Source organism: Ruegeria sp. C10, from assembly GCF_056537805.1.
This window is the reverse complement of record NZ_JBQFSC010000002.1, coordinates 231,031-256,937: the sequence shown is the minus strand read 5'-3', so window position 1 is coordinate 256,937 and position 25,907 is coordinate 231,031. Positions and strand designations below refer to the sequence as shown.

Sequence of the window (25,907 nt, the reverse complement as noted above, 5' to 3'; positions counted from 1 at the left end):
GGTGCGAGGCACCACAAGACGACTGAGCCGGGAAACTTGGGCGGATCAGTAAAGCCCGCCGCCCTGCAGATCGCCCTGGCTGGCATTGGGGCCAACCGTGATCGTATCCCCGGTTGAGGTGGTCACCTGACGGCCCGAACTTGCCTCTTCAAACAACGGCAGGTCAGATCCCATCGCGAAGCCACCGTCAAAGACGCGATCGATAAAACCATCCACGCCATCACGGAAATACTCGGCGACCACATATTCTCCACTCGCGTCTTCTGGCAGGCGTGCACCGCTGAAACGGTCAATCTTGATGAAATGGCCACCTGGAGGCACCTCGAACGGGCCACCGCCGTATTTCTCGACTGCTTTTTCCATAAAGCTTTGGAACACAGGACCGCACAAGGTGCCGCCGTAGGCCCCCCGGCCCATCGGGCGCGGGCGGTCATAACCGATGTAGCAACCGGCCACGATATTTGAGGTGAAACCGATGAACCACGCATCCTTGGATTCGTTCGTGGTGCCGGTCTTGCCCGCTGTGGGCACGGGCAGGTTCACAACACGTGATGCAGTGCCGCGATCAACCACGCCCTTCATCATCGACGTCAACTGGTAGGCGGTGATGGCATCCATGACCTGGCTGCGATCGGTGAGGATCGTGGGCGACTCATCAGGCTCTAGCCAGCTAGAGTTACAATCGACGCACTGGCGATCGTCATGGCGATAGATGGTCTTGCCAAACCGGTCCTGAATACGGTCAACCAGTGTGGGTTCAACCCGCTCGCCACCATTGGCGAACATCGCATAGGCAGCGACCATTTTGTACAGCGTAGTCTCTTCAGACCCTAGCGAGTTCGCAAGGAACGCACCCATCCGGTCATAAACGCCAAACCGCTCGGCATAGCCTGCGACCACGGGCATTGTGACTTCTTGCGCCAGACGGATGGTCATCAGGTTCCGCGACTGTTCGATCCCGGTACGCAAGGGCGTTGGACCGTAAAACTTGTTCGTCGAGTTCTTGGGTCGCCACAGCCCCTGCGGTGTATTCACTTCAATCGGCGCATCCACAACGATCGTCGCGGGGCTGTATCCGCTATCCAGAGCAGCTGCATAAACGAATGGCTTGAAGCTGGACCCGGGCTGGCGCTGCGCCTGAGTGGCGCGGTTGAACACGGTGTCCTGATACGAGAACCCACCCTGCATCGCCAGAACACGGCCCGAATTTACGTCCATCGCGACAAAGCCGCCCTGCACTTCTGGCACCTGACGGGCAGACCACTGCCCCTCTTCGCCAGCCATTACCAGAATGACATCGCCGCGTTTGAAATTGTCCTGGAAATTGCCCTGCATCCACTTGATGTCTTCGCGCGGGATTGTGCCATCTGCTGGGCCATCTTCGATCCCGACGGTCAGGGATTGGTCGGCCACGTTCAGAACAACGGCAGGATACCACTGCGTCGGCAGCACCACGTCGCGGGGGATTTCCATGATCGCCAGCGCCTCGCGCCACTGTGCTTCATCCGCCAGCTTCTCCTCGGCGATGACCTCGCCTGTGCCGCGCCACCGCCCACGAGAGCGGTCGTATTTCTGCAGCGCCGTGCGCAGGGCTTTCGCCGCTTCGACCTGCATTTCCTCATCCACCGAGGCGCGTACGGTGAAACCGCCAGTGAAAAACTCACCCTCGCCAAAATCCTCGCTCAACTGGCGACGGATTTCGTCGGTGAAATAGTCACGCGGCGGCAGTGCAGTGCGGAAGCTCTCAAAATCGCCGTTCTGAACCGAACGCAAAGGCATCTCGACTTCGGTCTCATAGGTGGCCTGATCGATATAGCCGTTCTGTTGCATCTCGCGCAGCACATAGTTGCGGCGGTTCAGCAAACGTTCTTTCTGCCGCACAGGATGGTAGTCCGATGGAGCCTTGGGCATCGCCGCCAGCATCGCGGCCTCATGCGGGGCCAGTTCCTGCAGAGTTTTGTTGAAATAGGTCTGCGCAGCAGCGGTCACACCATAAGAGTTCTGACCCAGAAAGATCTCGTTCATATACAGCTCGAGGATCTGTTCCTTGTCCAAGGTATCCTCAAGCCGGGTGGCGAGGATAATTTCCTTGATCTTGCGCTCGGCCCGGCGGTCACCGGACAACAGGAAGTTCTTCATCACCTGCTGCGTGATGGTTGACGCACCACGAACGGTTTCGCCTTTAGTGCGCACGGCCTCGACCCCGGCAGCAATGATACCCCGCGGGTCATAGCCCTGATGGGTATAGAAATTCTTGTCTTCCGCTGAGATAAACGCCTGTTTTACCAGATCGGGAATTTCCTCGGACGGCGTGAACAGGCGGCGCTCCTGTGCAAATTCGTCGATCAGCTGGCCCTCACCCGAGTAAATCCGGCTGATCGTCGGTGGTTTGTATTGCGCCAATGACTCGTGGCTGGGCAGGTCTCGGCCATACATCCAGAACACCGCGCCAACGACCAGCGCGGCCATAAAAATACCTAAGGTCACGAGACTGAAAATTGCCCCGAAGAACGAAAGAATGAACCGGATCACGTTACTGCCTTTTACTCGCGATGACGCCTATATAGTGTCGCCCCCGCGCAGGGTCAAAACACGAAAGGCTACAATGGCTGTTTTGCGCCGCTGCGTCATTGTCCGATCAGAGATCGCTTCACCAGATCGTCCCGACGCCAGTTCTCAAGCCCCTGCACAAGCCCATGCGCCATGGATGCGCGCCAGTTTGGATCAGAGATGTTCTTGAAATCGCGCGGGCTAGACAAAAAACCCAGCTCAACCAGAACCGACGGGATATCTGCGGCCTTCAACACCGAAAACGACGAAGAACGTAGCGGACGACGATTCATCGGGCCTCCCTGCTGCGTCATTCCATCCACCAGCGAGCGCGCCAGTGCGCTACTGCGTGGCACAGTCTCTTGCCGAGCCAGATCCAGCAACACATCAGCGACCTGATCGTCCGCACCGCTGAGATCAATACCTGCGATCAAATCACTCCGGTCATGCCGTTCGGCCAGCTTTTGACTGGCAACGTCTGAAGCTTCCTCTGAAAGAGTGTAGACGACCGACCCATGCGCCAGCCCTTCGGAAAGCGAATCCGCGTGCAGTGAGATAAACACGTCGGCCCCGGCCTGATGTGCCAGCGAGATACGGCGTTCGAGCGAGACGAATTGATCGTCAACACGCGTCATCACCACTTCGAAACCGCCGGTACGCAGCAGCGCCTCTCGCAGCTCTCGCGCGAACGTTAGCATCAGTGTTTTCTCATTGGTATCAGCGAATTCTGCCCCGGGATCAATGCCGCCATGCCCGGGATCCAGCATGACCCGTACCGCCCGCACACCGTCGCGCCGCGGCAGTGCCGGTGTCACTGCGGGTTCCGGCAAATCCCAGCCGGGCTGACGGGGGGCACCTGCGCTGGCTGCAAAACTGTCAAAATCAGTGCCTTTCAGGTGCAGCGATAGTTGAGCAGTGCCCGTCGCCTGATCAACCCGTAGATCAGCTGTTTCCACCGCCAGCGGAGCGCCCAGCTCCAACACCAGACGCGACCAACCGGGCACGTATGCGCCGAATTGAACACCGCTGATCCGGCTGGTTTGCAGAAAGGTCTCGCGGTTCAGGCCAGACCAGTCGACCTCTTGGAAATCCAGCACCACGCGGTATGGATCGCGCAGTGTGAACACGCGGTATGGCACGCCTTGAGTCAACCCAAGTTCGACCCTTACGCCGGTATTGCCATCATCGACGATTCCGCTCTGGTCCGGAAGGACGCGTGCAAGCGCGCTAAAGTCCTGCGCGACAGCAGCACCAGTCAGCGCCCATATCAGGGCGATTGCGTAGAAAATCCTGCTCATGGCCTCAAGTTATCCCGAGATCGTTTGAGGCAGAGCCTATCGCATGACGCCGCCTTTGTGAACGCTTTAGGCCGATTGCGGGATCGCACCCCGCTTGGCCATAAAACGTTGCAGCCGATCCAGCCCATCCTGAATGTCTTCGGTCGATCGCGCATAGGAAAATCGCAGCGTCGTGTGCCCGCGCACTGGGTCGAAATCCAGCCCCGGCGTCACGGCAACCCCGGCTTTGTCGAGAATCTCGGCTGCAAATGCCCGGCTGTCATCGGTCAAGTCTGAGACATCCGCGTAAACATAAAACGCCCCATCCGGCGGTGCGATATTGGTAAAACCGGCCTTGGGCAACCCGTCCAGCATCAACAGACGATTGCGGCGGTATACATCCAGATTTGCCTGCATTTCGTCGTTACAATCCATAGCTGCCAATGCGGCCACCTGACTGGCGTGAGGCGCGCAGATGAACATGTTCTGGGCAATCCGCTCAACCACCCGTACCTGATCTTCGGGCACAACCATCCAGCCAACGCGCCAACCGGTCATCGAGAAATATTTGGAGAATGAGTTGATCACATAGCACTCATCCGTCAGCGCCAGCGCAGTGACGGCTTTGGCTTCGTATTCCAACCCGTGATAAATCTCATCACTGATGAAAGATGCGCCCTGCCCCTGTGCGCCTTCGATCAGCGCCTGCATCGCCGCATGATCCAGCATTGTCCCAGTCGGGTTGGCAGGCGATGCAACCATCAATCCCTGCAAATCAAGCCCCGTGAAATCGGCGGGCACCGGCTGTAGCCGGTTTTCCGGTGCTGTCGGCAAGTCTACCGGCACCAAACCCAATGCTTTCAGGATTTGCCTATATGAGGGATATCCCGGGGCACCAATCCCCACCCGATCACCGCTGTCGAACAGAGCGGTAAAGGCGAGCAAAAACCCGCCCGATGATCCCGGTGTGATGACCACCCGTTCTGGATTGAGATCAACGCCATACCATTCACCATACATCTGCGCGATCCGCTGACGAAGAGCGGGCAAACCCAAAGCCACCGTATACCCAAGCGGCCCTTGTTCCATGGCCTTCGCCAATGCTTCGGTTGCCCCTTTGGGTGCGCCGGTCCCCGGTTGACCTACTTCCATGTGAACGACATGCCGCCCGGCTTCTTCCGCCTTGCGCGCGGCCTCCATCACGTCCATCACGATGAAGGGATCGACCCCGGAACGGGTTGAGTTTCTCATGGCCATCTCCCATGTTGCAGCCATGGCTTTTGAACGCTTATCCCGGCTGGCGTCAATCCCGGCCGTGTTGCTGCTGGCAGTGACATGGTCGATCAGCGCCATGCAGGCCAGCGCGCAAAGCCTTATCCGCGATCCCGACATTGAACACGGGCTGCAAGAGCTCGCCTTTCCGATCCTGCGGGCCGCTGGCCTGAACACCAACCGGGTGCGCGTACTGATCGTCAATGATGGTACGTTCAATGCCTTCGTGATCGATTACAACACGATCTATATCAACTATGGCTTGATCCTGAGCGTCGATTCGCCCGAGATGCTGCAAGCGGTGATCGCACACGAGGCCGCGCACATCGCCAACGGCCACTTGGCCAGACGCTCAGAGAACCTGCGAGCGGCACAACGTAACGCGCAGCTTGGGACGCTTTTAGCGCTTGCAGCCGCAGCCGCAGGTGGCGGAGAAGCTGCTGCAGGAATTGCAGCGGGCACACAAGCCTCGGCGCTGCGCAGCTTTCTGGGCCATACGCGGGCTGAAGAAGCCTCGGCGGATCGAAGTGCTGCCAGCTATTTGCGTTGGGCGGGAGTATCTCCGCGCGGGATGGTCAACCTGCACCGTAAGTTCGCGGGGCAAGAGCTGTTGAACCCCGTCAATCAAGACCCCTACATGCGCTCACACCCTACCAGCCGCGAACGTTTGCGCGCCGCCGAGGCCTTTTTGAACGAATTCGGCGACAAGGCAGAGCAAAACGCAAATGCCGATTACTGGTTCGCGCGGATCAAAGGTAAGTTGTCAGCCTTTCTTCGATCCCCGACCTGGACCATGCGTCGCGCGGGCGAAGAAAAAGATCGTGACATACGCCTGATGCGCGAGGCATCGGCCCATCATCAAAATCGCGATCTCGCCCGTGCCCGCGCCGCAATCAATGGTGCGCTTGAGATTCGCCCTGACGATCCGTTTTTTTATGAATTGAAGGGCCAGATTCTATTGGAGAACCGGCGCGTACCCGAAGCTGTGGATGCCTACGGTGCAGCCGTTGATATGGCGCCCAACAATGCCCTGATCCTCGCCGGTTACGGACGTGCTTTGCTGGCGGATGGCAAGACGAAGAAAGCCCTGCAAGTGCTTGAAAAGGCGCGCGCACGCGACTATCGCAATGCCCGGCTGATGCAGGATCTGGGTTCTGCCTATTCGCAGGTGGGCAACAACGGAATGGCGTCTGCGGTGACTGCAGAACGCTATGCGCTGCAGGGCCGACTTGATGATGCGGGCATACATGCTAAACGGGCTGTTGCACAGCTCCCCGAAGGCTCTCCGGGTTGGCAAAGGGCACAGGATGTGTTGATTGCCTCGGAGCGCGCAAAGAAGAAGAAAAAGAGGAAACGGAAATGATCCTGAGACATGCTGCACCGGCCCTATTGGGTCTTTCCCTGATCACTGGTCCTGCGCAGGCGCTGGAATTGAACGCGATGAGCGACGCCGAGAAGGCCGAGTTTGGCGCACAAGTGCGCGAATACCTTCTGGAAAACCCCGAAGTGATCCTCGAGGCGATCAACATCCTTGAGGAACGCAATGCCGTTGCCGAGGCTCAGGCTGACAAGGAGCTCGTCGCGGCCAACGCTGACGAGCTTTTTAATGACGGTTACAGCTGGGTCGGTGGCAATCCGGACGGCGATATTACTCTGGTCGAGTTCATGGACTACCGTTGCGGTTACTGCCGGCGCGCCGTGCCCGAAGTGGCCACCCTGCTGGCCGAGGACGGCAATATCCGTCTTGTGATCAAGGAATTGCCGATCCTGGGCGATGCCTCTGTCGCGTCATCCCGCTTTGCCATCGCAACAAAACAGGTAGCCGGAGACGATGCCTATAAGCAGGTCCATGACGCTCTGCTGGAATTCAGCGGCGAGCCCTCCGAGGTGACCCTGCGCCGGATTTCAGATGGGCTGGGTCTGGACAGCGACGCGATCATCGCGGCAATGAACAGCGATGAGGTCACCGAAGAAATCGCAAAAACCCGCGATCTGGCGCAAAAGCTGCGGATTTCAGGCACACCGTCCTTTGTTCTGGGCACCGAAATGATGCGCGGGTACCTGCCCGCAGACCAAATGCTCCAGATCGCAAATGGTGTTCGGGCAGAACAGGGTTAAGTCATCACTGTGGGTTTCCAGCATGGATCGACGGAACCTCTTACTCACTGGAGGTGCGCTGAGTTTTATGGGCCTGTCTAAGCAAGCCCTCGCTCAGCGCACCTCAAACTTCTTTGTACCGGCGGAAGAAGCGCCCCACGAACGCACATTTATGCAATGGCCGGTCAGCCGCAAAGTTTACCGTGACCAGATCTTTCTGGATATGGTGCAACAAACCATCGCGGAAATCGCGAACGCCATTTCCGCCTTTGAACCCGTGACGATGCTTGCGGCGGGAAAGCACCATGTGGATGCACGTCAAAAACTTTCCTCATCAGTCGAGCTCTGGGATGTTCCAACCGAAGATTTGTGGTGCCGCGACGCAGGTCCAATCTTCGTGATCGACAATCGAGGCGGGATTGCGGTCACTCGTATCCAGTTCAATGGCTGGGGCCGGAAACAGGTGCACAAACACGATGCGCGGATCGCTGCCAAGGTTGCCGACCATCTCGGTCTGCCCCTGCTTCCGACCGGCTTGAAAGGCGAGGCCGGCGGTGTAGAACAAGACGGTCATGGGTTGATCATGGCCCATGAAAGCTCGTGGGTGAATGAGAACCGCAATCCAGACCTGTCACGCAATGAAATTGAATCTCGATTACTGGCTGCATATGGGGCCGACCGCATGGTCTGGTCTGATGGGGTCTGGGGCGAGGATATCACCGATTACCACATCGACAGTCTGGCGCGCTTCACCGGCCCTGGGCGCGTTTTGATCAACCTGCCAGACGAGCCGGATATGGATGATCCGTTTCATGTCGCGGCCCTTGATACTCATGACCGTCTCGTCGCCGAAGGATTGCAGGTTGAGGTGATCCCTGAACCCAATAGGCGCCGAGTTAACGATCCCGAATTCGTGGCGTCTTATGCGAATTACTATGTTTGTAATGGCGGCATCGTGATGGCCCAGTTCGGAGACCGCGAAACCGATGAGATTGCACAGATGGCCCTAGCTCGTCACTACCCCGGGCGCGAGATCATTGCATTAAATGTCGACGTATTGGGCGAGCTGGGCGGCGGCATTCACTGCGCAACACAGCAAATGCCTGTTGCTTAGGCCTTGTTACTCAGCAGCTTCAGCTGCCGCATCCAGCTCTGCTGCCTTCTTTTCGACCTCTTCAACGATGTGATCAATCATCTGGTCGTTTGACATCTTGTGGCTGGCTTTGCCTGCCAGATAGACCATGCCCGAGCCTGCCCCGCCACCGGTGAAACCGACATCGGTCATCAGCGCCTCACCCGGACCGTTCACGACACAGCCGATGATCGACAGGCTCATGGGTGTCTTGATGTGTTCCAAGCGATGCTCCAACGCCTCAACCGTTTTGATTACGTCAAAACCCTGTCGCGCGCAGGAGGGGCATGAGATGATGTTCACGCCGCGATGGCGCAGGCCCAGAGATTTCAGGATCTCATAGCCGACCTTGACCTCTTCCACCGGATCAGCAGACAGGCTGACGCGGATCGTGTCGCCAATGCCCATCCACAGCAGATTGCCCAGACCGATGGCCGATTTGATGGTGCCGCTGACCAGCCCTCCGGCCTCGGTGATGCCCAGATGGATGGGCGCATCCGTCGCCTCGGCAATGCCCTGATAAGCCGCGGCTGACAGGAATACGTCGCTGGCCTTCACGCTGATCTTGAAATTGTGAAAGTCGTTGTCTTCGAGAATACGGATATGCTCCAACCCGCTCTCGACCATCGCTTCGGGGCACGGCTCGCCGTATTTCTCAAGCAGGTGCTTTTCCAGGCTCCCTGCGTTCACCCCGATCCGGATCGAGCAATTGAGGTCTCGCGCGGCTTTGATGACCTCTTTCACCCGTTTTTCATCGCCGATATTGCCCGGATTGATCCGCAGGCAGGCCGCACCGGCCTCGGCGGATTCGATTCCGCGACGGTAGTGGAAATGAATATCAGCCACGATAGGAACAGGGCTTTCGCGCACGATCTCTTTCAGCGCTTTTGACGAGGCCTCATCCGGGACCGAGACCCGCACGATATCCGCCCCCGCCTCTGCTGCCGCCTGCACCTGTGCCACGGTCGCAGCCACGTCGGTGGTCAGCGTGTTGGTCATGGTCTGCACGGCAATCGGTGCGTCACCTCCGACGGGCACATTGCCAACCATGATCTGGCGGGATTTGCGGCGATAGATATTGCGCCAGGGGCGCACGTGATTGAGCGACATGAGGATCGATCCGGATCAGCCTGAATTGACCCTTAGATAGTTCGCCATCCCTTGGGGAGCAATGCCAAGATCACTCGGCGGGCGCTTCTGCCGCCTCGGTCTGCAACTCGGCCACCAGTTGCTTGAGCGCGCTGTTCTGATCAGCCTCAAGATCGGCAACTGCGAAGGTTTCTGCAACGGCATCTTTTGACAGAACAACACCTTTGGCCACCGTACCCGGCGCGCCCACAGGACCAAAATGTTCGCCATTCATCGAGAAATAGACCGACCCCGCAGCTCCTGCTCGCAGTTGCGGGGGTTCCTCGGTGAGCGGCACTTCAAACGTGCTGCCCTGCTCAACGGTGCCCAGAGTTCCTTCGAAAATCACGCTGCCATCGGCTGCCGTGACACGCATCCAAGCAGGGTTCACGGCCACGATCTTCAGCGTCGTATCCAGCTTTTCAACCACTTGAGGCAAGGCCGGGCGTTCAACCGTATGAACTTCGGTCACTTTGATTTGCGGAGGTTCAGGCGCGCGGAACGTTCCGACATTGCGCGGATCAAGGGTGGAAATCGGCGCATCCCGCGCCACCAGCACCGGCACATCAAGCGCCTGCGGACGATACAGACGATCCAGCGCTTCAGAGCTTGGCACCTCGGCGCTGGCCAGTTCGGTTCCCTCGGGCCGGGCCTGTGCGGCATCCAGCGGGTCAAGGTCTGTAAGCACGACGGGGGCCTGCTCAACCGGGCTGACCTGCACCTGTTGAATGCGGTTCAGAACCGACCAGCCCCCATAACCAATGCCGCCAATTACGGCCAACAGCACCAGCGTCGATCCAATAGCACGCGGTTCAATCTGGCTGACTACGGATTCGCGGCCCGGAATATAAGGCGTACTGGGCGAGACAAACGGATCACGCCCCATCGGCCCGCGTGAAGGCAAACCACCCTGCGCCTTTTTGACCACCGACGCCTCAGCCGACATGCCATGCGCAACCTCGAAACCGCTTTCCTGACAGAAGGTCGCAAAAGTCTCATCGGGGTTCATGCCCAGATAACGGGCATATGAACGCACATACCCGGCGATGAAGCCGGGTGTGTCAAAGGCATCGGGATCTGCATTTTCGATGGCGGCGATGTAGTTGGCTTTGATTCGCAGTTCACGCTGCACATCCAGAAGCGACTTGCCCATCGTTGCACGTTCGCCGCGCATGACATCGCCAAGCCGTACCTCATAGTCATCAAAACCCTTGGGTCTGACGTCCATTTCTTCTTCGGAATCGCGCTGTGATCTGCGCCCAATCATTCCTGCTGCCCCATCTTTGCCTGTCGCGTGTTACGCGCAAACGTCGAATCGCCCCTATAACGATTCGTCCGCTTCTTTTGTTAGCGTAAGCTTAACACGCAGCAAACTCGTTGCACACTTTAGCGTGAGGTTATCCAGCAAGTTCGGCGCGATTTAGCGCACAATGTGACCAAAGTTCGTCCATCGCCTGCACCAGACGGTTCATTTCGTCGGGTCCATGCACCGGAGATGGCGTAAACCGCAGACGTTCGGTGCCGCGCGGAACGGTCGGGAAATTGATTGGCTGCACATAGATACCATAGTCATCCAGCAGCATATCGCTCAACTTCTTGGTGTGGACGGGGTTGCCAACCATCACCGGCACAATGTGGCTGCCGTGATCAATCAGAGGCATGCCAAGTCCTTTCAGCCTCAGCTTAAGAATGCTGGCCTGGGTCTGGTGCTGCTCGCGCAGTTCAGGCGCGCGCTTGAGATAGGCCACCGAGGCTGCCGCCCCTGCCGCAACCGCAGGTGGCAGCGAGGTAGTAAAGATAAAGCCCGGCGCATAGGACCGGATGGCGTCACACATCTTGGCACTCGCCGCGATGTAGCCGCCCATGACACCGTAGGCTTTGGCAAGCGTTCCGTTGATGATGTCAATGCGATGCGCCAACCGATCACGCTCGGTTACACCCCCGCCGCGGGGGCCGTACATGCCAACTGCGTGAACCTCATCAATATAGGTCAAAGCACCGAATTCATCGGCCAGATCGCAAATCTCTTCAATGGGTCCGAAATCGCCATCCATCGAATAGACCGACTCAAACGCGATCAGCTTGGGGGCTGCAGGGTCATCAGCCTCAAGCAACTCACGCAGATGTGCCACGTCATTGTGGCGGAAGATGCGTTTGGCACCCCCGTTGCGGCGCACGCCTTCGATCATCGACGCATGGTTCAGTGCATCGGAATATATAATCAGGCCGGGGAACAATTTTGGCAGAGTGCTGAGTGTCGCGTCATTGGCGATATAGGCACTGGTGAATAGCAGTGCGGCTTCTTTGCCGTGCAAGTCCGCCAATTCAGCTTCCAGCCGTTTGTGATAGACTGTCGTGCCTGAAATGTTGCGCGTCCCGCCCGAGCCTGCGCCTGCGGCCTCCACCGCCTCGTGCATGGCCTCCAAAACAACAGGATTCTGACCCATGCCCAAATAATCATTGCCACACCACACGGTGATGTTCTGCTGCGAACCATCGGGACAAGTCCGTACCGCATGCGGAAAATGACCATTCCGACGTTCAATATCGATAAAGGTCCGATAACGTCCTTCGTCATGCAGCCTGGCAATCGCTGTATCGAGCTGAGCAGTATAGTCCAACGGACCCTCCTTGGATGCCCGGTTATTATAGCCCCGGGCGACTTTTTTCGCCACTTCACAAGCCGGGCTGGAAGTATGGCGTCGCGTTAATCTGTCCAACTGGCCTACAGCCGAACAGCCGAACCCAACTTTGATTTGCATCAAATAACGCCAAACGCCTAAACCGACAAGCAAAGTTACGACCACAAGACGCGAGGAAACGCCGCAGGCCTTTCCCCCAGATCCAGCACAGAAACCTGCTGGACGGTACCGCCCATGCTGATAGGCTCTGTCCAATTTCAAGACCTTCCCAGGAGACCCCTATGTCGCTTGACGCTGTACTGAGCCGGATCGACGCCGATCTGACCACCTCCATCGACCGCCTGATGGAGTTTCTGCGCATTCCCTCCATCTCGACTGACCCGGCCTTCAAGGACCAAGTCGACCAGGCTGCCGATTGGCTGGTGGCGGATCTGAAAAGTATCGGTATTGCAGCCGAAAAGCGCGAAACTCCGGGACATCCCATGGTCGTTGGCCATGTCGGTGAGGACAGCGGTGGGCCGCATGTTCTGTTCTATGGGCATTATGATGTGCAACCTGTCGATCCGCTGGAGCTTTGGACACGCGATCCTTTCGATCCGGCTTTGGAAGACACTCCACACGGACAGGTGATACGCGGGCGCGGTGCTTCTGACGACAAAGGCCAACTGATGACCTTCGTCGAGGCCTGCCGCGCCTGGAAAGCAGTGCATGGCACCCTGCCCTGCCGCATCACGTTTTTCTTCGAAGGTGAGGAAGAATCCGGATCGCCCTCACTCGTGCCATTTCTCAAAGCAAACAAATCCGAGCTTCAGGCGGATCTCGCGCTGGTCTGTGATACTTCGATGGTGTCGCGGGGGGTGCCTTCGATAGCGTCGCAATTGCGCGGCATGCTCAAGGATGAATTCACAATCATCGGTCCCCGCATCGACCTGCATTCGGGCCACTATGGCGGGCCGGGTCTGAACCCGCTGCGGGAACTGTCGCGCATCGTCGCATCCTTCTATGATGAAGAAACCGGCCGCGTCGCAGTCGAAGGTTTTTACGAAGGCGTACACGAAGTCCCGGCCGAGCAGTTGCGCCAATGGGAGAATTGCGGGTTCGATGAAGCGGAATACTTGAATTCGGTTGGCTATACCGAGCCGCACGGTGAAACAGGCTATTCCACGCTGGAACAACAATGGGCGCGACCCACGCTCGAAGTGAATGGCCTTTGGGGAGGTTACAACGGCGCGGGCTCCAAAACCGTTATCCCGTCCGAGGCACATTGCAAGATCACCTGCCGCCTGGTCGGCGACATGGACCCGGACGCGCTCCGCAAAAGGATCCGCAAACATGTCGAAGAGCGCCTGTCTACGGATGCTAAAGTGGTCTGGGACAGTGATCTCGAAGGCTCGCCTGCTTCGGTGATGAACCTTAGCCGCCCAGAATTCGAAGCGGCCCGCGGAGCACTTTCGGACGAGTGGAATCGCGAGGCCGTTTTCACCGGGATGGGCGGATCAATCCCGGTGGTTGGATATTTCAATACAGTGTTGGGGCTGGATTCGATGCTGGTTGGGTATGCCAATGACGATGATGCCATCCACTCGCCGAACGAGAAATACGACGTCAAAAGCTTCCACAAAGGCATCCGCTCGTGGGCCCGCATATTGGAAGCAATAAATAAATGAGGATCCTTTGCGAGGCTCTGCCTCGCGCTCCGAGGTATTTTCGGCCAGATGAAGTACGGATCCCCTGCTTCATCTGGCTATAAATATCTCGGGGGAGTCGCGGCTTGCCGCGGCGGGGGCAGAGCCCCCTGTCCTTACATGTGGATCACGCGTCCATAGGCATCCAGCACGCTTTCATGCATCATCTCAGACAGCGTCGGATGCGGGAAGACGGTGTTCATCAGGTCTTCTTCAGTGGTTTCCAACTGGCGACCGACCACATAGCCCTGAATAAGCTCTGTGACTTCGGCACCGATCATGTGTGCACCTAGCAGTTCCCCAGTCTTGGCATCGAAGACGGTCTTGATCAGTCCCTCGGGCTCACCCAACGCGATGGCCTTGCCGTTGCCGATGAACGGGAAGCGTCCGACCTTGATCTCATAGCCCAGCTCTTTGGCCTTGGCTTCGCTATACCCAACCGAAGCGACCTGAGGCTGGCAATAGGTGCAGCCCGCGATGCTTTCAGGCTTGACCGGATGTGCGTGTTTGCCCGCGATCAGTTCCGCGACCATCACGCCTTCGTGGCTGGCTTTGTGTGCCAGCCAGGGCGCCCCGGCGATATCACCTATTGCGTAAAGCCCGTCTACCCCAGTGCGGCAGTATTCATCGGTGACCACGTGCGTGCGGTCGATCTTCACACCCAAGGCTTCAAGCCCGAGGTTTTCCACATTGCCGACGATGCCCACGGCCGAGATCACCGTGTCAAAATCGTGTTTCTCAACCTTGCCTTTCACCTCGATATGCGCAGTCACCTTGCCCTTGGCGCGGTCCAATTGTTTAACCATCGCCTTTTCCATGATGGTCATGCCCTGCTTGGTGAAAGCTTTCTTGGCAAATGCACTGATCTCGGCATCTTCTACAGGCAGCACTCGATCCATCACCTCGACCACGGTCGTGTCCGCGCCCAAAGTGTTATAGAAGCTGGCGAATTCGATCCCGATCGCACCCGAGCCGATGACCAGCAGTTTCTTGGGCATCCGCGGCGGTTGCAGCGCGTGTTTATACGTCCAGACCAGATCGCCATCCGCTTCAAGGCCCGGCAGTTCGCGCGCCCGGGCACCGGTGGCCAGAACGATATTCTTAGCGGTTAGGTCTTCCGTGCCTTTGTCTGTTTTGACGCTGACCTTGCCCTTGGCGGGGATCGATGCCTCGCCCATGACAACAGCGACTTTGTTCTTTTTCAGCAGATGACCTATGCCGCCGGACAACTGCGCGGCAACACCGCGCGAGCGCTTCACAACCGCATCCAGATCGTAGCCGACCTTGTCTGCTTTCAAGCCAAAATCCTTGGCACGCTCCATCAGGTGAAACACTTCCGATGATCGCAGTAGTGCCTTTGTCGGGATACAGCCCCAGTTCAGGCAGATACCACCCAGATGTTCGCGCTCGACAACAGCGGTCTTCAGGCCCAGTTGCGCCGCGCGAATAGCGGCTACATAGCCACCGGGGCCAGCCCCGATTACGATCAGATCATAAGATTGTGCAGCCATGTTTCCCTCTCGGCACAGGTCAGTTCAAAAACTAGTTTACCGTTAAACTATTTTTTACAACGCATCAACATCAGAGCCCGCGACATATGTGACGCGGGGTCAAATCAGGTATTTGGAGCTGAATTCAGCCTATACCCACGTTACCGCAAAGGCTAGAACTGACGAATATGCACTACCAGTTTTTGACCTTCCCGATTTTCGAAAGGCGTATCATGGCTAAAACGCTCAAAGATTTACTGCTCGCTCTTTTGAACGCGACATTGATATTGTTGGCTTTATGCCTGTTTTTGGGGTGGAAACTTGCGCAGTCTGTCGATCAGATCCGGGTCGGGTTTGCTGAGAACCTGCAGGTCGTGGCGCCGCTACGAGATCAGGCGCAGGGAATTCGTGGGGAACTGGCCGCGTTGCGCAGCGATCTTGCGACCCTTGGCAGTCAGGGCACGCAGCTCGATGCGGTCACGCGCCAACAGTTGAATGCGGCATTGCGACGTTTGGGTGATCTGGAGGGGAAGCTGGAAGACACTCAGGCCCGATTGGCGGGCCTGGTCGAAAAACCAGAAGACTTGATCGACTATGCCATCACGACATCCGCCGACACTGTCACCGACCGCCTTCTGATCCTAAAAGGCTGTGAGCCCGCGACCTAGGTCGCGGCCTGCAACTCGCGCACAGTCGAACCATATCCGCCATTACTGACATATGCGGCTTCGTGTTCAGTGGTCGCGCGTTCCAGCGCATCGTTTCGATACGGGAAACGACCGAACTTGCGGATCACTTCACGATGAGCGCGCGCATGAAGCAGATTGCTCTCGCCGCCTTCCGGCATCCGTTCGATCATAAGGCGCACACAGCGCTCCTGATCGCACAGATTTTCCGAATGCATCATCGGCAAATAAAAGAACTGCCGCGCCGGTTCGTCGATCTTAAGATCCCAGCCTTTGTCGACCGCGCATTTCGCTGCAGCCAGTGCTGCCCGATCCGATGCAAAGGCCTGTTTGCTTCCCCGGAACATGTTGCGAGGCAACTGATCCATAAGAATAATATAGGCCAGCGAACCGCTAGGATAGGTCAGCCAAAGCGAGAATTTACCCTCACACGCGGCTTCCCATGTTGAAAGAAATTTATCCCGGATCCGCGCATCCAGCGCTTCATCCTGCAGGTACCACCCCTCGGGGCCAACCTCATCTAACCAAAAACTCAATACTTCTTCAGGACCTACCATTGCCCTAGACTCCGTAATTGCCCTCCCCAGGACGTAACGTCATTAAAATCACTTTTACAGATTTGTGACAGTAACATATTGCAACACAAAAGTCACATTTCCGGCGCTCAGGCGGGTTCTTGCGTATCCTGCTCGTCCTGGGCTGCCTCAATGGCGACCTCTTGCGCAACTTCCAGAGCAACGGGCGAAGATGTCGGGTAAATCGGGGCAATCGATCCGGTTTCATCCACGGGTTTGTAGACGCGCTGGGTCATACGATAGGCCGCATAGGCGGCCATGATGAACATCAGCGCCGCGATGAACAGGAAAAAGCCTTGTGGGCCGAGCACGCCAGCCCCCATCAGCCAACCGGTGATAATTGGACCTGCGATTGCGCCCAAGCCGTTAATAAAAACCAGACCGCCCGAAGCCGCCGACATATCGTCATACTCCAAGTAGTCATTGGTATACGCGATCAACAGAGAATAGAGCGGGCTTGTCATGCCGCCGATGATAAAGGCAGCTACGAGAAGCATGGTGAAAGTGACGCCCAGTATCATGCCTATCACGGCGCCTACCCCACCAACAGCGGCCACCAGCATGATCAGCAGACGGCGGTCCATTCTGTCGGACATCCAGCCCAACGGATATTGCAGGACTACGGCGCCGATATAAAACACCGCTACGAAGGTCGAAATCTCGACCAGACTCAATCCAACCTGAGCGCCATAAACGGCGCTCATCCCGAATTGCGCTGAAAATATCCCGCCAAGCAAGAACATGCCGACGCAGCCCAGCGGCGATGTTTCCATCAGCTGGCGCAATGTCATCGGTTTGGTGGTATCGAACGCCGGGGTCGGAGAAATGGACAGCAGGATAGGCGCAAATGAGATCGAAACCAGTATAGAAGCGATGACAAAGGTCTCATATCCTGCCGGGTCACCGACCAGCAACAAGGCCTGGGCACTCACCACACCTGTCATCTGCACCATCATATAAAGCGACAGCGCCTGCCCTCGGTTCTCGTTGTTTGCGGCATTGTTCAGCCAGCTTTCCGCGGTCACATACACGCCCGAAAAACAGAACCCGATAATCACGCGGCCAATCGACCATGCAATTGGATCGGTCAGCATCGGATACATGATCATGACCGCCGAGATGAACGAGGCCAGCGCCGCAAACACGCGCACGTGCCCCACGCGGCGGATCATTTCCGGTGCCAGACGCGAGCCGCCAAGGAACCCAAGAAAATAGGCCGACATCACAAAGGACATCTCTAGGGTCGAGAATCCCTCAATTTCTCCACGCACCCCCAGCAACGTGCCCTGCAGGCCATTGCCGACCATCAGCAACCCCATTCCCAGAAGAAGCGCCCAAGCGCTGGAAAGAACCTGAAGCATTCTGCCTATCCAAAATTGCTGGTGTGTTTTGTCCGCTTTGCCGTCAATGACGAAGCACGTCGCGCTTGTCTACGACATTGTAAGGGCGCAGATGGCCAAGATACGACTATGGTATCAGCAGAGACGCGTCGCCGTATGAGAAAAAGCGATATTCTTCTGCGATAGCGTGGTCATAGACCGACTTGACCCGATCCTGCCCAATCAACGCCGAAACCAGCATCAGCAATGTGGATTTCGGCAGGTGGAAGTTGGTCATCAGCGCATCAGTGACGTGAAATTCAAAACCTGGGTATATGAAGATATCGGTCTCGCCTTCCCACGGCGCGATCCGGCCGCGTCGTGCTGCGCTTTCGATCAGTCGAAGGGCGGTTGTGCCCACCGGGATAACGCGCCCGCCTGCTTCTTTGGTTGCCGCAATCTCGGCAGCGGCCTGCGCGCTGACCCGTCCCCATTCGGCGTGCATCTTGTGGGTGGTCACGTCTTCCACTTTGACCGGCAGAAATGTGCCTGCCCCCACATGCAGCGTGACATGCGTGAACTCGACACCGCGCTCCGATAGCGCCTGCAAAAGCGCATCATCAAAATGCAAGGACGCGGTTGGGGCCGCTACGGCTCCGGAGTTTCGCGCCCACACAGTTTGGTAGTCGGTCTTGTCCTGTTCATCCGCCGCGCGTTTCGCTGCGATGTAGGGAGGCAACGGCATCGCGCCGGCCTGCTCCAACGCTTGATCGAAATCCTCTCCGGTCAGGTTGAAGCGCAGATAGGCTTGGCCATCGGCAACTCGGTCCAGGGTTGCGCTCAGATCGTCTGAGAATACGATCTCTTCGCCCGGTTTGATCTTCTTAAGCGGCTTGATCAGCGCGGCCCAACAACCATCAGATTGCGGGTCCAGCAACGTTGCCTCAATCGCGGCAGATACCGGCCCTTGCGCGCTGTCACGGTGGCGGCGACCGCTGAGGCGAGCGGGAATGACGCGGGTGTCGTTCAGCACCAGACGGTCCCCGGGCTGCAATATGTCCGGCAGATCGAACACGTGCCGGTCCTGAACAGCATCACCCTGCTCAAGCAGCAGTCGCGCTGACGAGCGTGGGCTGACGGGACGCGTGGCAATCAGGTGTTCGGGCAGGTGGAAGTCAAAGTCGCTGAGTTTCATGGCCGCGCCATACATCGGCCCGACAGATTCGGCCACAGCTCAGATCAGCGATCCTCACCACGTGTCTGGAAGGCGGGATTGGGTTCGCCAGATCGATCCGGTGTGGCATTCGGGCCATCCGAGACCGTTGGCGCAGGCTCGCGCAACAGGTTGCGCAGAAACAGAGGTGCGAGCCCAGACAGAGGATTGACCGAAACCTGCGGGTCGGACAGCGGTCCGGACAGCGTGTAGTTGAAGGCAAAGATGCCTTCCCCCTTTTTGGTCAGAACGCTGCCAATAGCATTGACCAGATAGATCGGTGAAATCGCGCCGCGCAGGTTCAGCATCCCGGCTACAGTATCGACCGTACCATCAAAGGACAGCCCCATTGATGGACCTACGGCACTACCGCTCAGCACCTTCACCTCGGTCGGAGTGATACGCATTTTGCTGTCGATGGCTGCGAAGAAAATACCTTGCCCCGCCATTTCATCCAGCAACCCCACCAGACTGATCGCGTTCAATATCGCTGCCATGGCCGGGGCGTCCGTGATCCGCGTATTTTTGATTTTCAGGTCGACGTCATAATTTCCAGGCTCTGCGATCGGATCCAGCTGCAATTGCATTGTTCCACCGCGTGCCTGCGTCAGAACCCCCGCTGATCGCAGAACTGCCCCCGCATCGTCCGAGGTTAGACCAACCGCAGATCGGGACGCGCGCGGGGTGACCTGTCCGCGGATCGCTGCACCGCCATTGACTTGCGACGCAAAGCTGCCGGTCAGTCCGCCAGTGGTTTGAAACGAGCCAGTCAACCCGGTCAACGCAACGGATTCAGTGACTTGTAGTCGGTCCAGCTTCACATCCAGCTTTGGCCCGGGCCCGGCAGCACCTCCGCTGCTACCTCCCTCACCGATGGTGGATTTTCCCAGATCAAGCACGCCGCCCAACACACGGATATCTGGCAGCGCGGCACCACGCCCAATCAATTCCGCCGGAACTGCAAGCCAGTCGCCCAGTTCGAACGTGCTGAACCGTACCCTTTCGAACCCGCCATCCCGGAACGAGATCGCTGCAGTTGTCCGCAAACCAGCAGCGTTGATCCGAAGGGAATCGACACTTAGCTGAGCGCCCAGCGTGGCCTCGGCAGTCAGAGAGCCGCCAGTGCTGGCTGATTTGCGCCATCCAAGCTCAGGGATCGCCAACGCGACGCCAACCAAATCGGACTGTGCCGACAAGCGCGGGGGCTCACCCGCACCAAGACTCAGGCTGAAATCGGCGATCCCCTCTCCGGTCAACATGCCGCGCGGCAGTCCGGCATTGATTTGTTCCATCAGACGCGGGGAGAATTCGATTTGACCTGTCAGTTCGCTTTGCTGCGGGGTTTCGCCTCCGATCGGCTGCCGCCAAAGCGCTTCAACCGGTACCACACCAAACAGCCCCTCGCCCTGGATGGCCACTTGCGTCTGGTCGCCGCTCAGGTCCAATCGGTCTGCGCTGACTTCAAATCCGGGTACCAGCTTGCTGCTGTCCAAATTCGACAACTCGCCAACGAAATGGAACCTGGTATCTTCCAGCTTCAGGCCCTTGATCAACGGCAAGGAAAGCGTTCCACTCAGACTGACCTGACCGTCGGCCAGATCCACCGGCAGATTGGCCTTGGTCAGCAGTTGCAGCGGCGGCCGGTCCAGCAATGACATGGCTGCGGTTACACTGCCGCTGGCCTTAATCCGCGCAATGGCCGGGGTGGTTTTTTTGATGCCGGTATCGGGGATGATGAACGAGGTGCCCGAGGCATCAACGGTACCTCCTTCATCCGCGATCACAATCCCCTTTTGCGCCGAGACGGTAAAGCGCCGGTTGAGCAGGCTGGCCTGCCCCTGCGCGTCTTGGATAGTTGGCAACGTCTTGGCGAACCGAATCTCGGTCTCGTCGAATTCGAAATCCGCATAGATGTCCGGCTTTTCGCCGGGCCGTAGACGCAGGGCGAAATCCAGATCGGACATTTCTCCGTGATAGAGGTTGTCGGTGACCCAAAGGCGCGGTTTCGAGGCAAGTCGTTCGGGCCAGTAGTTCAACAGCTGATCAGAGCTCATCCGATCAATCTGTGCATCAATGGCTGCGACCCAGCCGTCGGTCAAACCAGCCAGAGACCCGCTGAGCCGTGCGCGATGTGCACCGTCTTCAACCGTCATTTGCCCCAGCTGTATACGGAACGGCGCAAGTTTCATCTGGAAATCAACATCGGCCCGCGTCAGATTCAGTGCTTCGGGGAACAGATTGGCCGGGTTGATCTCAATCCCGCTGAGGCGGAACTGCCCCGACATACTGTCCAACCCGCCAGCTTTGACCCCATGTAGAAAGGCCTTGCCATCTGCCTGCACCGTACCCCAGGCAGACTGGATCGAGACTTCATTGAAATCCAGCGCCTGTTGTTTCGGGTCGTAGGTAAAATACGTCCGCGCCGCGTCGAATTTGATCGGTGTTGTTTCAGGCGTGGGCTGCACGGCGCCTGCACCCAGATTCAACGTGGCAAAGACCGGCCCCAGCGCGCCCTCAGTATCAATGCCACCCCTCAAAGCACCTGAGATCGGTGTGCGAAGTACCTGCATCCATGCCAGCGCCGGGCTGTGGCCTGCGATATCCTCGGCGGGAAGATCGGTGATCGAGATGCCGAACTGCGCAGCGGGACTGCCCAGCAAACTGGTATAGTTGGCCTCGATCGTGCTGACATAATCGCGACCGGCCAGCACCGAGAAATTGGTGGCCAGACGAACCTCACCCGCGCTGCGGTTGGCCTGAATGCGCCCGCCGTCCAGCACCCAGGACCGGCCCAACCGCAGGTCCTGATAGTCCAGCGTGATTGCATCCAGTTCGACCGAGGTCAGGGCTGACAAAATAGGCGCCTGGAACACCTCGTCCGATGATTCAATCAGCTGCGCCAGGTTCCGGGCCTGACCGACCGGCGCACTTCCGGCACCGACGGTCAGCGACAGCGCTCCATCGACACCTCGTGTCAGTGCAATCTGCGCGCCTTGCAGTATGATCCGCTTCGGACGCACATGCCCGCGCAACAACGGGCGCATCGACAGGCTGGCCCGCAGGTCGGACACTTCGGCAATCTGCCGTCCGTCCGCATCGCTGATACGAACATCGGTCAGTCGCAGTCGCGGACGCCAGCCTTCATGAATGATGAAACTGACATCGCCGAACCGAACTTTGACGCCACCCAATGTCTGATCAAGGCGCGCCTCGACCCGGTCGCGCAACCAATCCGGCGCGTGCATGCGCTGGCCGACAACCATAAAGCCGGTGACCAGTGCCAGAAATCCAAGGATGAAGACACCGCGCAATGTCCACAGGCCTGCGGTCCGACGCCGCGACCGACGGCGGGGTTTCTTATCCGCCTTCGTGTCATCCTGCTGTTCTTGCTGGACCAATTTGCGTCTCACGCCTTTCAACCTGTCAACGGAGCCCTATGATATGCGGCAACCGTTAATTTCTCAGCCGGAGTTTGAATATGCCCGAAGTCTCAGACATCGCACCCGACTTTACACTGCCTCGCGACGGCGGCGGCGAGGTGACCCTGTCGGAACAGCGTGGCCGCGCGGTCGTTCTGTTTTTCTATCCCCGCGATGATACGCCGGGCTGCACCAAGGAATCCATCGGTTTCTCGGAACAACTACAAGCCTTTGCGGATGCGGGTGCTAACGTTTTCGGCATCTCGCGCGATACCGTGGCAAAGCATGACAAATTTGTCGCCAAGCACGGCCTGACGACACCGCTTTTGTCCGATGAGGGTCAGAGCGTGTGCGAAGATTATGGCGTCTGGGTCGAAAAGAACATGTACGGACGCAAATCCATGGGCATCGAACGCTCGACCTTTCTGATTGATGCGGATGGAAAAATCGCCCGCGTCTGGCGCAAGGTGAAAGTGCCGGGTCATGTGGACGAAGTGCTGGAGGCCGCACGCGCGCTCTAGCCCTCTCGACCCGCGCGGGCATCAAGGGTATGACCCACGCGGAGTGCAGCGTAAGGGGGCAAGCGTGTCAAAAACACTGACCGAAATGGCGACCGAGGTTTTGACCACATCAGTCGGTCGCGAGAAAACCGCCCTGTCCAAACGATACGCCGCTGCCTGGTTCGCAGCCCGGCAGGGCGACGCGCCCAAGATCGAAGTGGGCACCGCAAAGCCACCGCTATACCCTGCGCGACCTGAAAAGCCCGAACTGTTGTCGCCTCGTGATGTACCGCGCCGAAGGGCGGGGTCCGAGGCCGGCCGCATCGCATTGTTGCACGCTGTCGCGCATATAGAGTTGAACGCCGTTGATCTACACTGGGACATCATCGCCCGGTTCGGGGATGTGCCCATGCCCATCGGCTTCTATGACGATTGGGTGAAATGCGCCGAAGAAGAATCGCGCCATTTTGAGATGGTCTGCGACTGCCTCGAACAGATGGGCAGCCACTATGGCGCCCTGCCCGCCCATGCAGGCATGTGGCGCGCCGCCGAGGACACCGCACAGGATCTTATGGGTCGTCTTGCCGTCGTCCCAATGGTGCTTGAGGCACGTGGGTTGGACGTGACCCCCGGAATGATCGACATCTTCCGCAAGGCCAAGGCTGACGACGCAGTCGCTGCACTGGAAGTGATTTATGCCGAGGAAGTTGGTCACGTCGCCTATGGCTCGAAATGGTTCCACTTCTTGTGCGGGCGCGAGAATGCCGACCCCAAGGATGTATTCCACGCCCTCGTCCGCCGCTATTTCCACGGCGCGCTGAAACCACCATTTAACGAAGAGAAACGGGCCGAGGCCGGACTGCCGCCAGATTTCTATTGGCCCCTGACCGAAGACCTGCCACCACCCGGAGTTGTGTCGGACTGACAGCAAATGCTCGCTATCGGCAAGTTCTCGCCGATCACGTGCGGTAATTCTCCGTTCATAGCTCTTGATTGGTTAACAAACTTGCCCGAATGCCTCGACCGCTTTATGCAATCGCGTCAAGGAGCGGCTACTCACTCACGACCGGCTCCGAGATATGGGGACAATTGAGGTAGGACGCGTGCGGACACGTCTGGCAATTAAACTACACTCACTGCTCGAGCGGCACTTTCCAGAGCGCCGTGTTTTTCTGAAATCTGACAACGACACGCGGTTCATCCGACTGAGTTCTGAAACTCAGATCGCTGCAGTCGCCGGTGTGTCGGTGATGGTCGCCTGGACCGCGATTGCCACGTCAGTTCTGTTGATGGACAGCATCGGATCGGGCAATTTCCGGGAACAGGCCAAGCGCGATCAGGCTACGTATCAAGAACGTCTGAACATCCTGTCGGAAGAGCGCGATGCGCGTGCGGCCGAAGCGCTGGCTGCACATGACAGGTTTAACGCAGCTCTGGAACAGATTTCGGTCATGCAGTCCGAATTGCTGGAATCCGAGAACCGCCGGCGCGAGTTGGAAACCGGCATCGAGGTGATCCAAACCACGCTGCGTGCCACTATGAAGCAGCGCGAAGACGCGCGGACCAAACTGGCCGAACTGCAACCCAGCACTGATGCGGACGCGGCTTATGCGATGGCATCGGCAAACCCGGAACAGATGGCATTTATGACCGATGCCCTGGCCCGGACCGCGGCGCAGCGCGACCAGATCGCTGCCGATGCGCAAGGCGCGTTGGACCAGCGTGACGAGCTCGAGCTTGAAATCCGCCTGATGCAGGAGCGCAGCGACGAGATTTTCCGCCAGTTGGAAGAGGCGATGCTGATCTCGGTCGAACCTCTCGACAAGATGTTCCGCAGCGCGGGCATGCCAACAGATCGTATCCTCGACGAAGTTCGGCGCGGATATAGCGGTATGGGCGGTCCGCTGACCCCTTTATCCTTCAGCACCCGCGGTGAGGAACTGAGCCCCGACCAGATCCGCGCCAATATCCTGCTGGAACAGATGGACCAGCTGAACCTCTATCGCATCGCTGCGGAAAAGGCCCCCTTCGCCAGCCCGGTGCGCGCCGCTGTCCGTTATACCAGTGGCTACGGAACCCGCCGCGACCCCAAAACCGGCGGCCGGCGCATGCATAACGGGTCGGATTTCGCCGGTCCTCGCGGGACCGATATCTTTGCGACCGCCGATGGCGTTGTCACCCATGCGGGCTGGCAATCCGGTTTCGGAAAGCTGGTGAAAATCAAACACGCCTTCGGGATTGAGACACTTTACGCTCATAACAGCAATCTTCGCGTTAAGGTTGGCCAAAGGGTCTCGCGCGGGGACCATATTGCTGATATGGGTACCACCGGACGATCGACCGGCACGCATCTGCACTATGAGGTGCGCGTGAACGGAAAACCCATGAACCCAATGACTTACATCAAGGCTGCGAGAAATGTTTTCTAAGAGCAAAATCAACGAACCCGGGTCGAAAGAGACTGAGGCAGCAAAACCGGCCACTCCGGCCACTCCGGCAACACCTGCACCGGCTGAAACAAAGGCCAGCACCCCTCCCAAGCCCAAGCCACCGGCATCGGTGCTGTCCTCGGATCTGCACATTACCGGTAACATCAAGACCTCGGGCGATATCCAGGTCGAGGGCACCGTCGAAGGCGACATCCGCGCCCATCTGCTGACCATCGGCGAGACTGCCACCATCAAGGGCGAAGTCACTGCAGATGACGTAGTGGTCAACGGCCGTATCGTGGGCCGCGTCCGCGGGCTGAAGGTCCGCCTGACCTCGACCGCCCGCGTCGAAGGCGACATCATCCACAAGACCATCGCCATTGAAAGCGGCGCGCATTTCGAAGGTTCGGTGCAGCGTCAGGACGACCCGCTGAACCCGGGCCGCAGCGGCAAATCGGGTGCCAACCCGGCGGCGGAAGTGAAGCAGTAAACA

Annotated in this window: 20 protein-coding genes; 9 read left to right on the top strand and 11 right to left on the bottom strand. The window is 58.1% G+C overall.

Going from position 1 to position 25,907, the window contains the following annotated elements; translation table 11 throughout:
• Positions 1-45: 45 nt before the first annotated feature.
• The 3 genes from ACR0DE_RS09645 to ACR0DE_RS09635 form a co-directional block, all read right to left on the bottom strand.
• Complete coding sequence (locus tag ACR0DE_RS09645; RefSeq protein ID WP_480752886.1) at positions 46-2,532, bottom strand: penicillin-binding protein 1A; 2,487 nt, start codon at positions 2,530-2,532, stop codon at positions 46-48.
• 95 nt (positions 2,533-2,627) lie between these two features.
• Positions 2,628-3,848 (bottom strand): N-acetylmuramoyl-L-alanine amidase, encoded by a 1,221-nt coding sequence (locus tag ACR0DE_RS09640; protein WP_170512067.1) that lies wholly within the window; start codon positions 3,846-3,848, stop codon positions 2,628-2,630.
• A 66-nt stretch (positions 3,849-3,914) separates the two neighbouring features.
• Positions 3,915-5,078 carry a pyridoxal phosphate-dependent aminotransferase gene (locus tag ACR0DE_RS09635; protein ID WP_480752883.1) on the bottom strand — a complete coding sequence of 388 codons (1,164 nt, stop codon included), beginning with the start codon at positions 5,076-5,078 and terminating at the stop codon, positions 3,915-3,917.
• Between ACR0DE_RS09635 and ACR0DE_RS09630 the strand changes: the two genes are divergently transcribed.
• Genes ACR0DE_RS09630 through ACR0DE_RS09620 form a run of 3 tightly spaced genes read left to right on the top strand, consistent with a single transcriptional unit; the run spans position 5,077 to position 8,310 of the window.
• On the top strand, positions 5,077-6,462 hold the full coding sequence (locus tag ACR0DE_RS09630; protein ID WP_480752881.1) for a M48 family metalloprotease: 1,386 nt from the start codon (positions 5,077-5,079) through the stop codon (positions 6,460-6,462). The genes ACR0DE_RS09635 and ACR0DE_RS09630 overlap by 2 nt on opposite strands.
• A complete protein-coding gene (locus ACR0DE_RS09625) occupies positions 6,459-7,217 on the top strand; it encodes a DsbA family protein (protein WP_170396556.1) in 759 nt (252 codons plus the stop codon). Before ACR0DE_RS09630 ends, ACR0DE_RS09625 begins: the two co-directional genes overlap by 4 nt.
• A gap of 22 nt (positions 7,218-7,239) precedes the next feature.
• Positions 7,240-8,310 carry an agmatine deiminase family protein gene (locus tag ACR0DE_RS09620; protein WP_480752879.1) on the top strand — a complete coding sequence of 357 codons (1,071 nt, stop codon included), beginning with the start codon at positions 7,240-7,242 and terminating at the stop codon, positions 8,308-8,310.
• A 6-nt stretch (positions 8,311-8,316) separates the two neighbouring features.
• Here the strand turns inward: ACR0DE_RS09620 and ispG are convergent, their stop codons facing one another.
• From ispG to hemA, 3 genes are all read right to left on the bottom strand, one after another.
• Entirely contained in the window at positions 8,317-9,438 is a 1,122-nt protein-coding gene (gene ispG, locus ACR0DE_RS09615; protein WP_480752877.1) for a flavodoxin-dependent (E)-4-hydroxy-3-methylbut-2-enyl-diphosphate synthase, read from the bottom strand.
• Positions 9,439-9,508: 70 nt separating this feature from the next.
• The gene (locus ACR0DE_RS09610; RefSeq protein ID WP_480752876.1) at positions 9,509-10,723 is read right to left on the bottom strand and encodes a helix-turn-helix domain-containing protein; all 1,215 of its coding nucleotides are present in this window, start codon (positions 10,721-10,723) and stop codon (positions 9,509-9,511) included.
• Between the two features lie 130 nt (positions 10,724-10,853).
• The gene (gene hemA / locus ACR0DE_RS09605; protein WP_480752874.1) at positions 10,854-12,077 is read right to left on the bottom strand and encodes a 5-aminolevulinate synthase; all 1,224 of its coding nucleotides are present in this window, start codon (positions 12,075-12,077) and stop codon (positions 10,854-10,856) included.
• A 302-nt stretch (positions 12,078-12,379) separates the two neighbouring features.
• Here hemA and ACR0DE_RS09600 point away from each other — a divergent pair, with 302 nt between their 5' ends.
• Positions 12,380-13,765 (top strand): dipeptidase, encoded by a 1,386-nt coding sequence (locus ACR0DE_RS09600; protein WP_170403049.1) that lies wholly within the window; start codon positions 12,380-12,382, stop codon positions 13,763-13,765.
• 134 nt (positions 13,766-13,899) lie between these two features.
• Here the strand turns inward: ACR0DE_RS09600 and lpdA are convergent, their stop codons facing one another.
• Entirely contained in the window at positions 13,900-15,294 is a 1,395-nt protein-coding gene (gene lpdA, locus ACR0DE_RS09595) for a dihydrolipoyl dehydrogenase (protein ID WP_170663673.1), read from the bottom strand.
• 212 nt (positions 15,295-15,506) lie between these two features.
• On the opposite strand from lpdA, the gene ACR0DE_RS09590 reads away from it, so the two are divergent.
• Positions 15,507-15,941: a hypothetical protein gene (locus ACR0DE_RS09590; protein WP_170565982.1), complete on the top strand. Its 435-nt coding sequence runs from the start codon at positions 15,507-15,509 to the stop codon at positions 15,939-15,941.
• Here the strand turns inward: ACR0DE_RS09590 and ACR0DE_RS09585 are convergent.
• The 4 genes from ACR0DE_RS09585 to ACR0DE_RS09570 all read right to left on the bottom strand — a co-directional run bounded on the left by ACR0DE_RS09585 (position 15,938) and on the right by ACR0DE_RS09570 (position 22,476).
• Entirely contained in the window at positions 15,938-16,516 is a 579-nt protein-coding gene (locus ACR0DE_RS09585; RefSeq protein WP_170396541.1) for a DUF924 family protein, read from the bottom strand. The two genes, ACR0DE_RS09590 and ACR0DE_RS09585, sit on opposite strands and share 4 nt — an antisense overlap.
• Before the next feature lie 107 nt (positions 16,517-16,623).
• Positions 16,624-17,895, bottom strand: a complete 1,272-nt coding sequence (locus tag ACR0DE_RS09580) for an MFS transporter (protein WP_170422201.1) — start codon at positions 17,893-17,895, stop codon at positions 16,624-16,626.
• Positions 17,896-18,001: 106 nt separating this feature from the next.
• Positions 18,002-19,048, bottom strand: coding sequence for a tRNA preQ1(34) S-adenosylmethionine ribosyltransferase-isomerase QueA (gene queA, locus ACR0DE_RS09575; RefSeq protein ID WP_480753778.1), 1,047 nt, complete (start codon positions 19,046-19,048; stop codon positions 18,002-18,004).
• A gap of 44 nt (positions 19,049-19,092) precedes the next feature.
• Entirely contained in the window at positions 19,093-22,476 is a 3,384-nt protein-coding gene (locus ACR0DE_RS09570) for a YhdP family protein (RefSeq protein ID WP_480752868.1), read from the bottom strand.
• A gap of 68 nt (positions 22,477-22,544) precedes the next feature.
• Between ACR0DE_RS09570 and ACR0DE_RS09565 the strand changes: the two genes are divergently transcribed.
• The 4 genes from ACR0DE_RS09565 (at position 22,545) to ACR0DE_RS09550 (ending at position 25,904) form a co-directional block, all read left to right on the top strand.
• Positions 22,545-23,006, top strand: a complete 462-nt coding sequence (locus ACR0DE_RS09565) for a peroxiredoxin family protein (RefSeq protein WP_170396533.1) — start codon at positions 22,545-22,547, stop codon at positions 23,004-23,006.
• 85 nt (positions 23,007-23,091) lie between these two features.
• On the top strand, positions 23,092-23,910 hold the full coding sequence (locus tag ACR0DE_RS09560; RefSeq protein ID WP_480753776.1) for a ferritin-like domain-containing protein: 819 nt from the start codon (positions 23,092-23,094) through the stop codon (positions 23,908-23,910).
• Positions 23,911-24,088: 178 nt separating this feature from the next.
• A complete protein-coding gene (locus tag ACR0DE_RS09555; RefSeq protein ID WP_170512951.1) occupies positions 24,089-25,414 on the top strand; it encodes a DUF5930 domain-containing protein in 1,326 nt (441 codons plus the stop codon).
• On the top strand, positions 25,404-25,904 hold the full coding sequence (locus ACR0DE_RS09550) for a bactofilin family protein (RefSeq protein ID WP_480752864.1): 501 nt from the start codon (positions 25,404-25,406) through the stop codon (positions 25,902-25,904). The genes ACR0DE_RS09555 and ACR0DE_RS09550 overlap by 11 nt, the downstream gene beginning before the upstream one ends.
• The last annotated feature ends 3 nt before the right edge of the window (positions 25,905-25,907 follow it).

Coding starts and splice junctions, on each gene's coding strand:
- ACR0DE_RS09610 (WP_480752876.1), bottom strand. CDS start 10,723: ATGATTGGGCGCAGATCACAGCGCGATTCCGAAGAAGAAATGGACGTC.
- ACR0DE_RS09635 (WP_480752883.1), bottom strand. CDS start 5,078: ATGAGAAACTCAACCCGTTCCGGGGTCGATCCCTTCATCGTGATGGAC.
- ACR0DE_RS09560 (WP_480753776.1), top strand. CDS start 23,092: ATGGCGACCGAGGTTTTGACCACATCAGTCGGTCGCGAGAAAACCGCC.
- ACR0DE_RS09620 (WP_480752879.1), top strand. CDS start 7,240: ATGGATCGACGGAACCTCTTACTCACTGGAGGTGCGCTGAGTTTTATG.
- ACR0DE_RS09550 (WP_480752864.1), top strand. CDS start 25,404: ATGTTTTCTAAGAGCAAAATCAACGAACCCGGGTCGAAAGAGACTGAG.
- ACR0DE_RS09585 (WP_170396541.1), bottom strand. CDS start 16,516: ATGGTAGGTCCTGAAGAAGTATTGAGTTTTTGGTTAGATGAGGTTGGC.
- ACR0DE_RS09590 (WP_170565982.1), top strand. CDS start 15,507: ATGGCTAAAACGCTCAAAGATTTACTGCTCGCTCTTTTGAACGCGACA.
- ACR0DE_RS09580 (WP_170422201.1), bottom strand. CDS start 17,895: ATGCTTCAGGTTCTTTCCAGCGCTTGGGCGCTTCTTCTGGGAATGGGG.
- ACR0DE_RS09565 (WP_170396533.1), top strand. CDS start 22,545: ATGCCCGAAGTCTCAGACATCGCACCCGACTTTACACTGCCTCGCGAC.
- ispG (WP_480752877.1), bottom strand. CDS start 9,438: ATGTCGCTCAATCACGTGCGCCCCTGGCGCAATATCTATCGCCGCAAA.
- queA (WP_480753778.1), bottom strand. CDS start 19,048: ATGAAACTCAGCGACTTTGACTTCCACCTGCCCGAACACCTGATTGCC.
- ACR0DE_RS09630 (WP_480752881.1), top strand. CDS start 5,077: ATGGCCATCTCCCATGTTGCAGCCATGGCTTTTGAACGCTTATCCCGG.
- lpdA (WP_170663673.1), bottom strand. CDS start 15,294: ATGGCTGCACAATCTTATGATCTGATCGTAATCGGGGCTGGCCCCGGT.
- ACR0DE_RS09640 (WP_170512067.1), bottom strand. CDS start 3,848: ATGAGCAGGATTTTCTACGCAATCGCCCTGATATGGGCGCTGACTGGT.
- ACR0DE_RS09600 (WP_170403049.1), top strand. CDS start 12,380: ATGTCGCTTGACGCTGTACTGAGCCGGATCGACGCCGATCTGACCACC.
- ACR0DE_RS09625 (WP_170396556.1), top strand. CDS start 6,459: ATGATCCTGAGACATGCTGCACCGGCCCTATTGGGTCTTTCCCTGATC.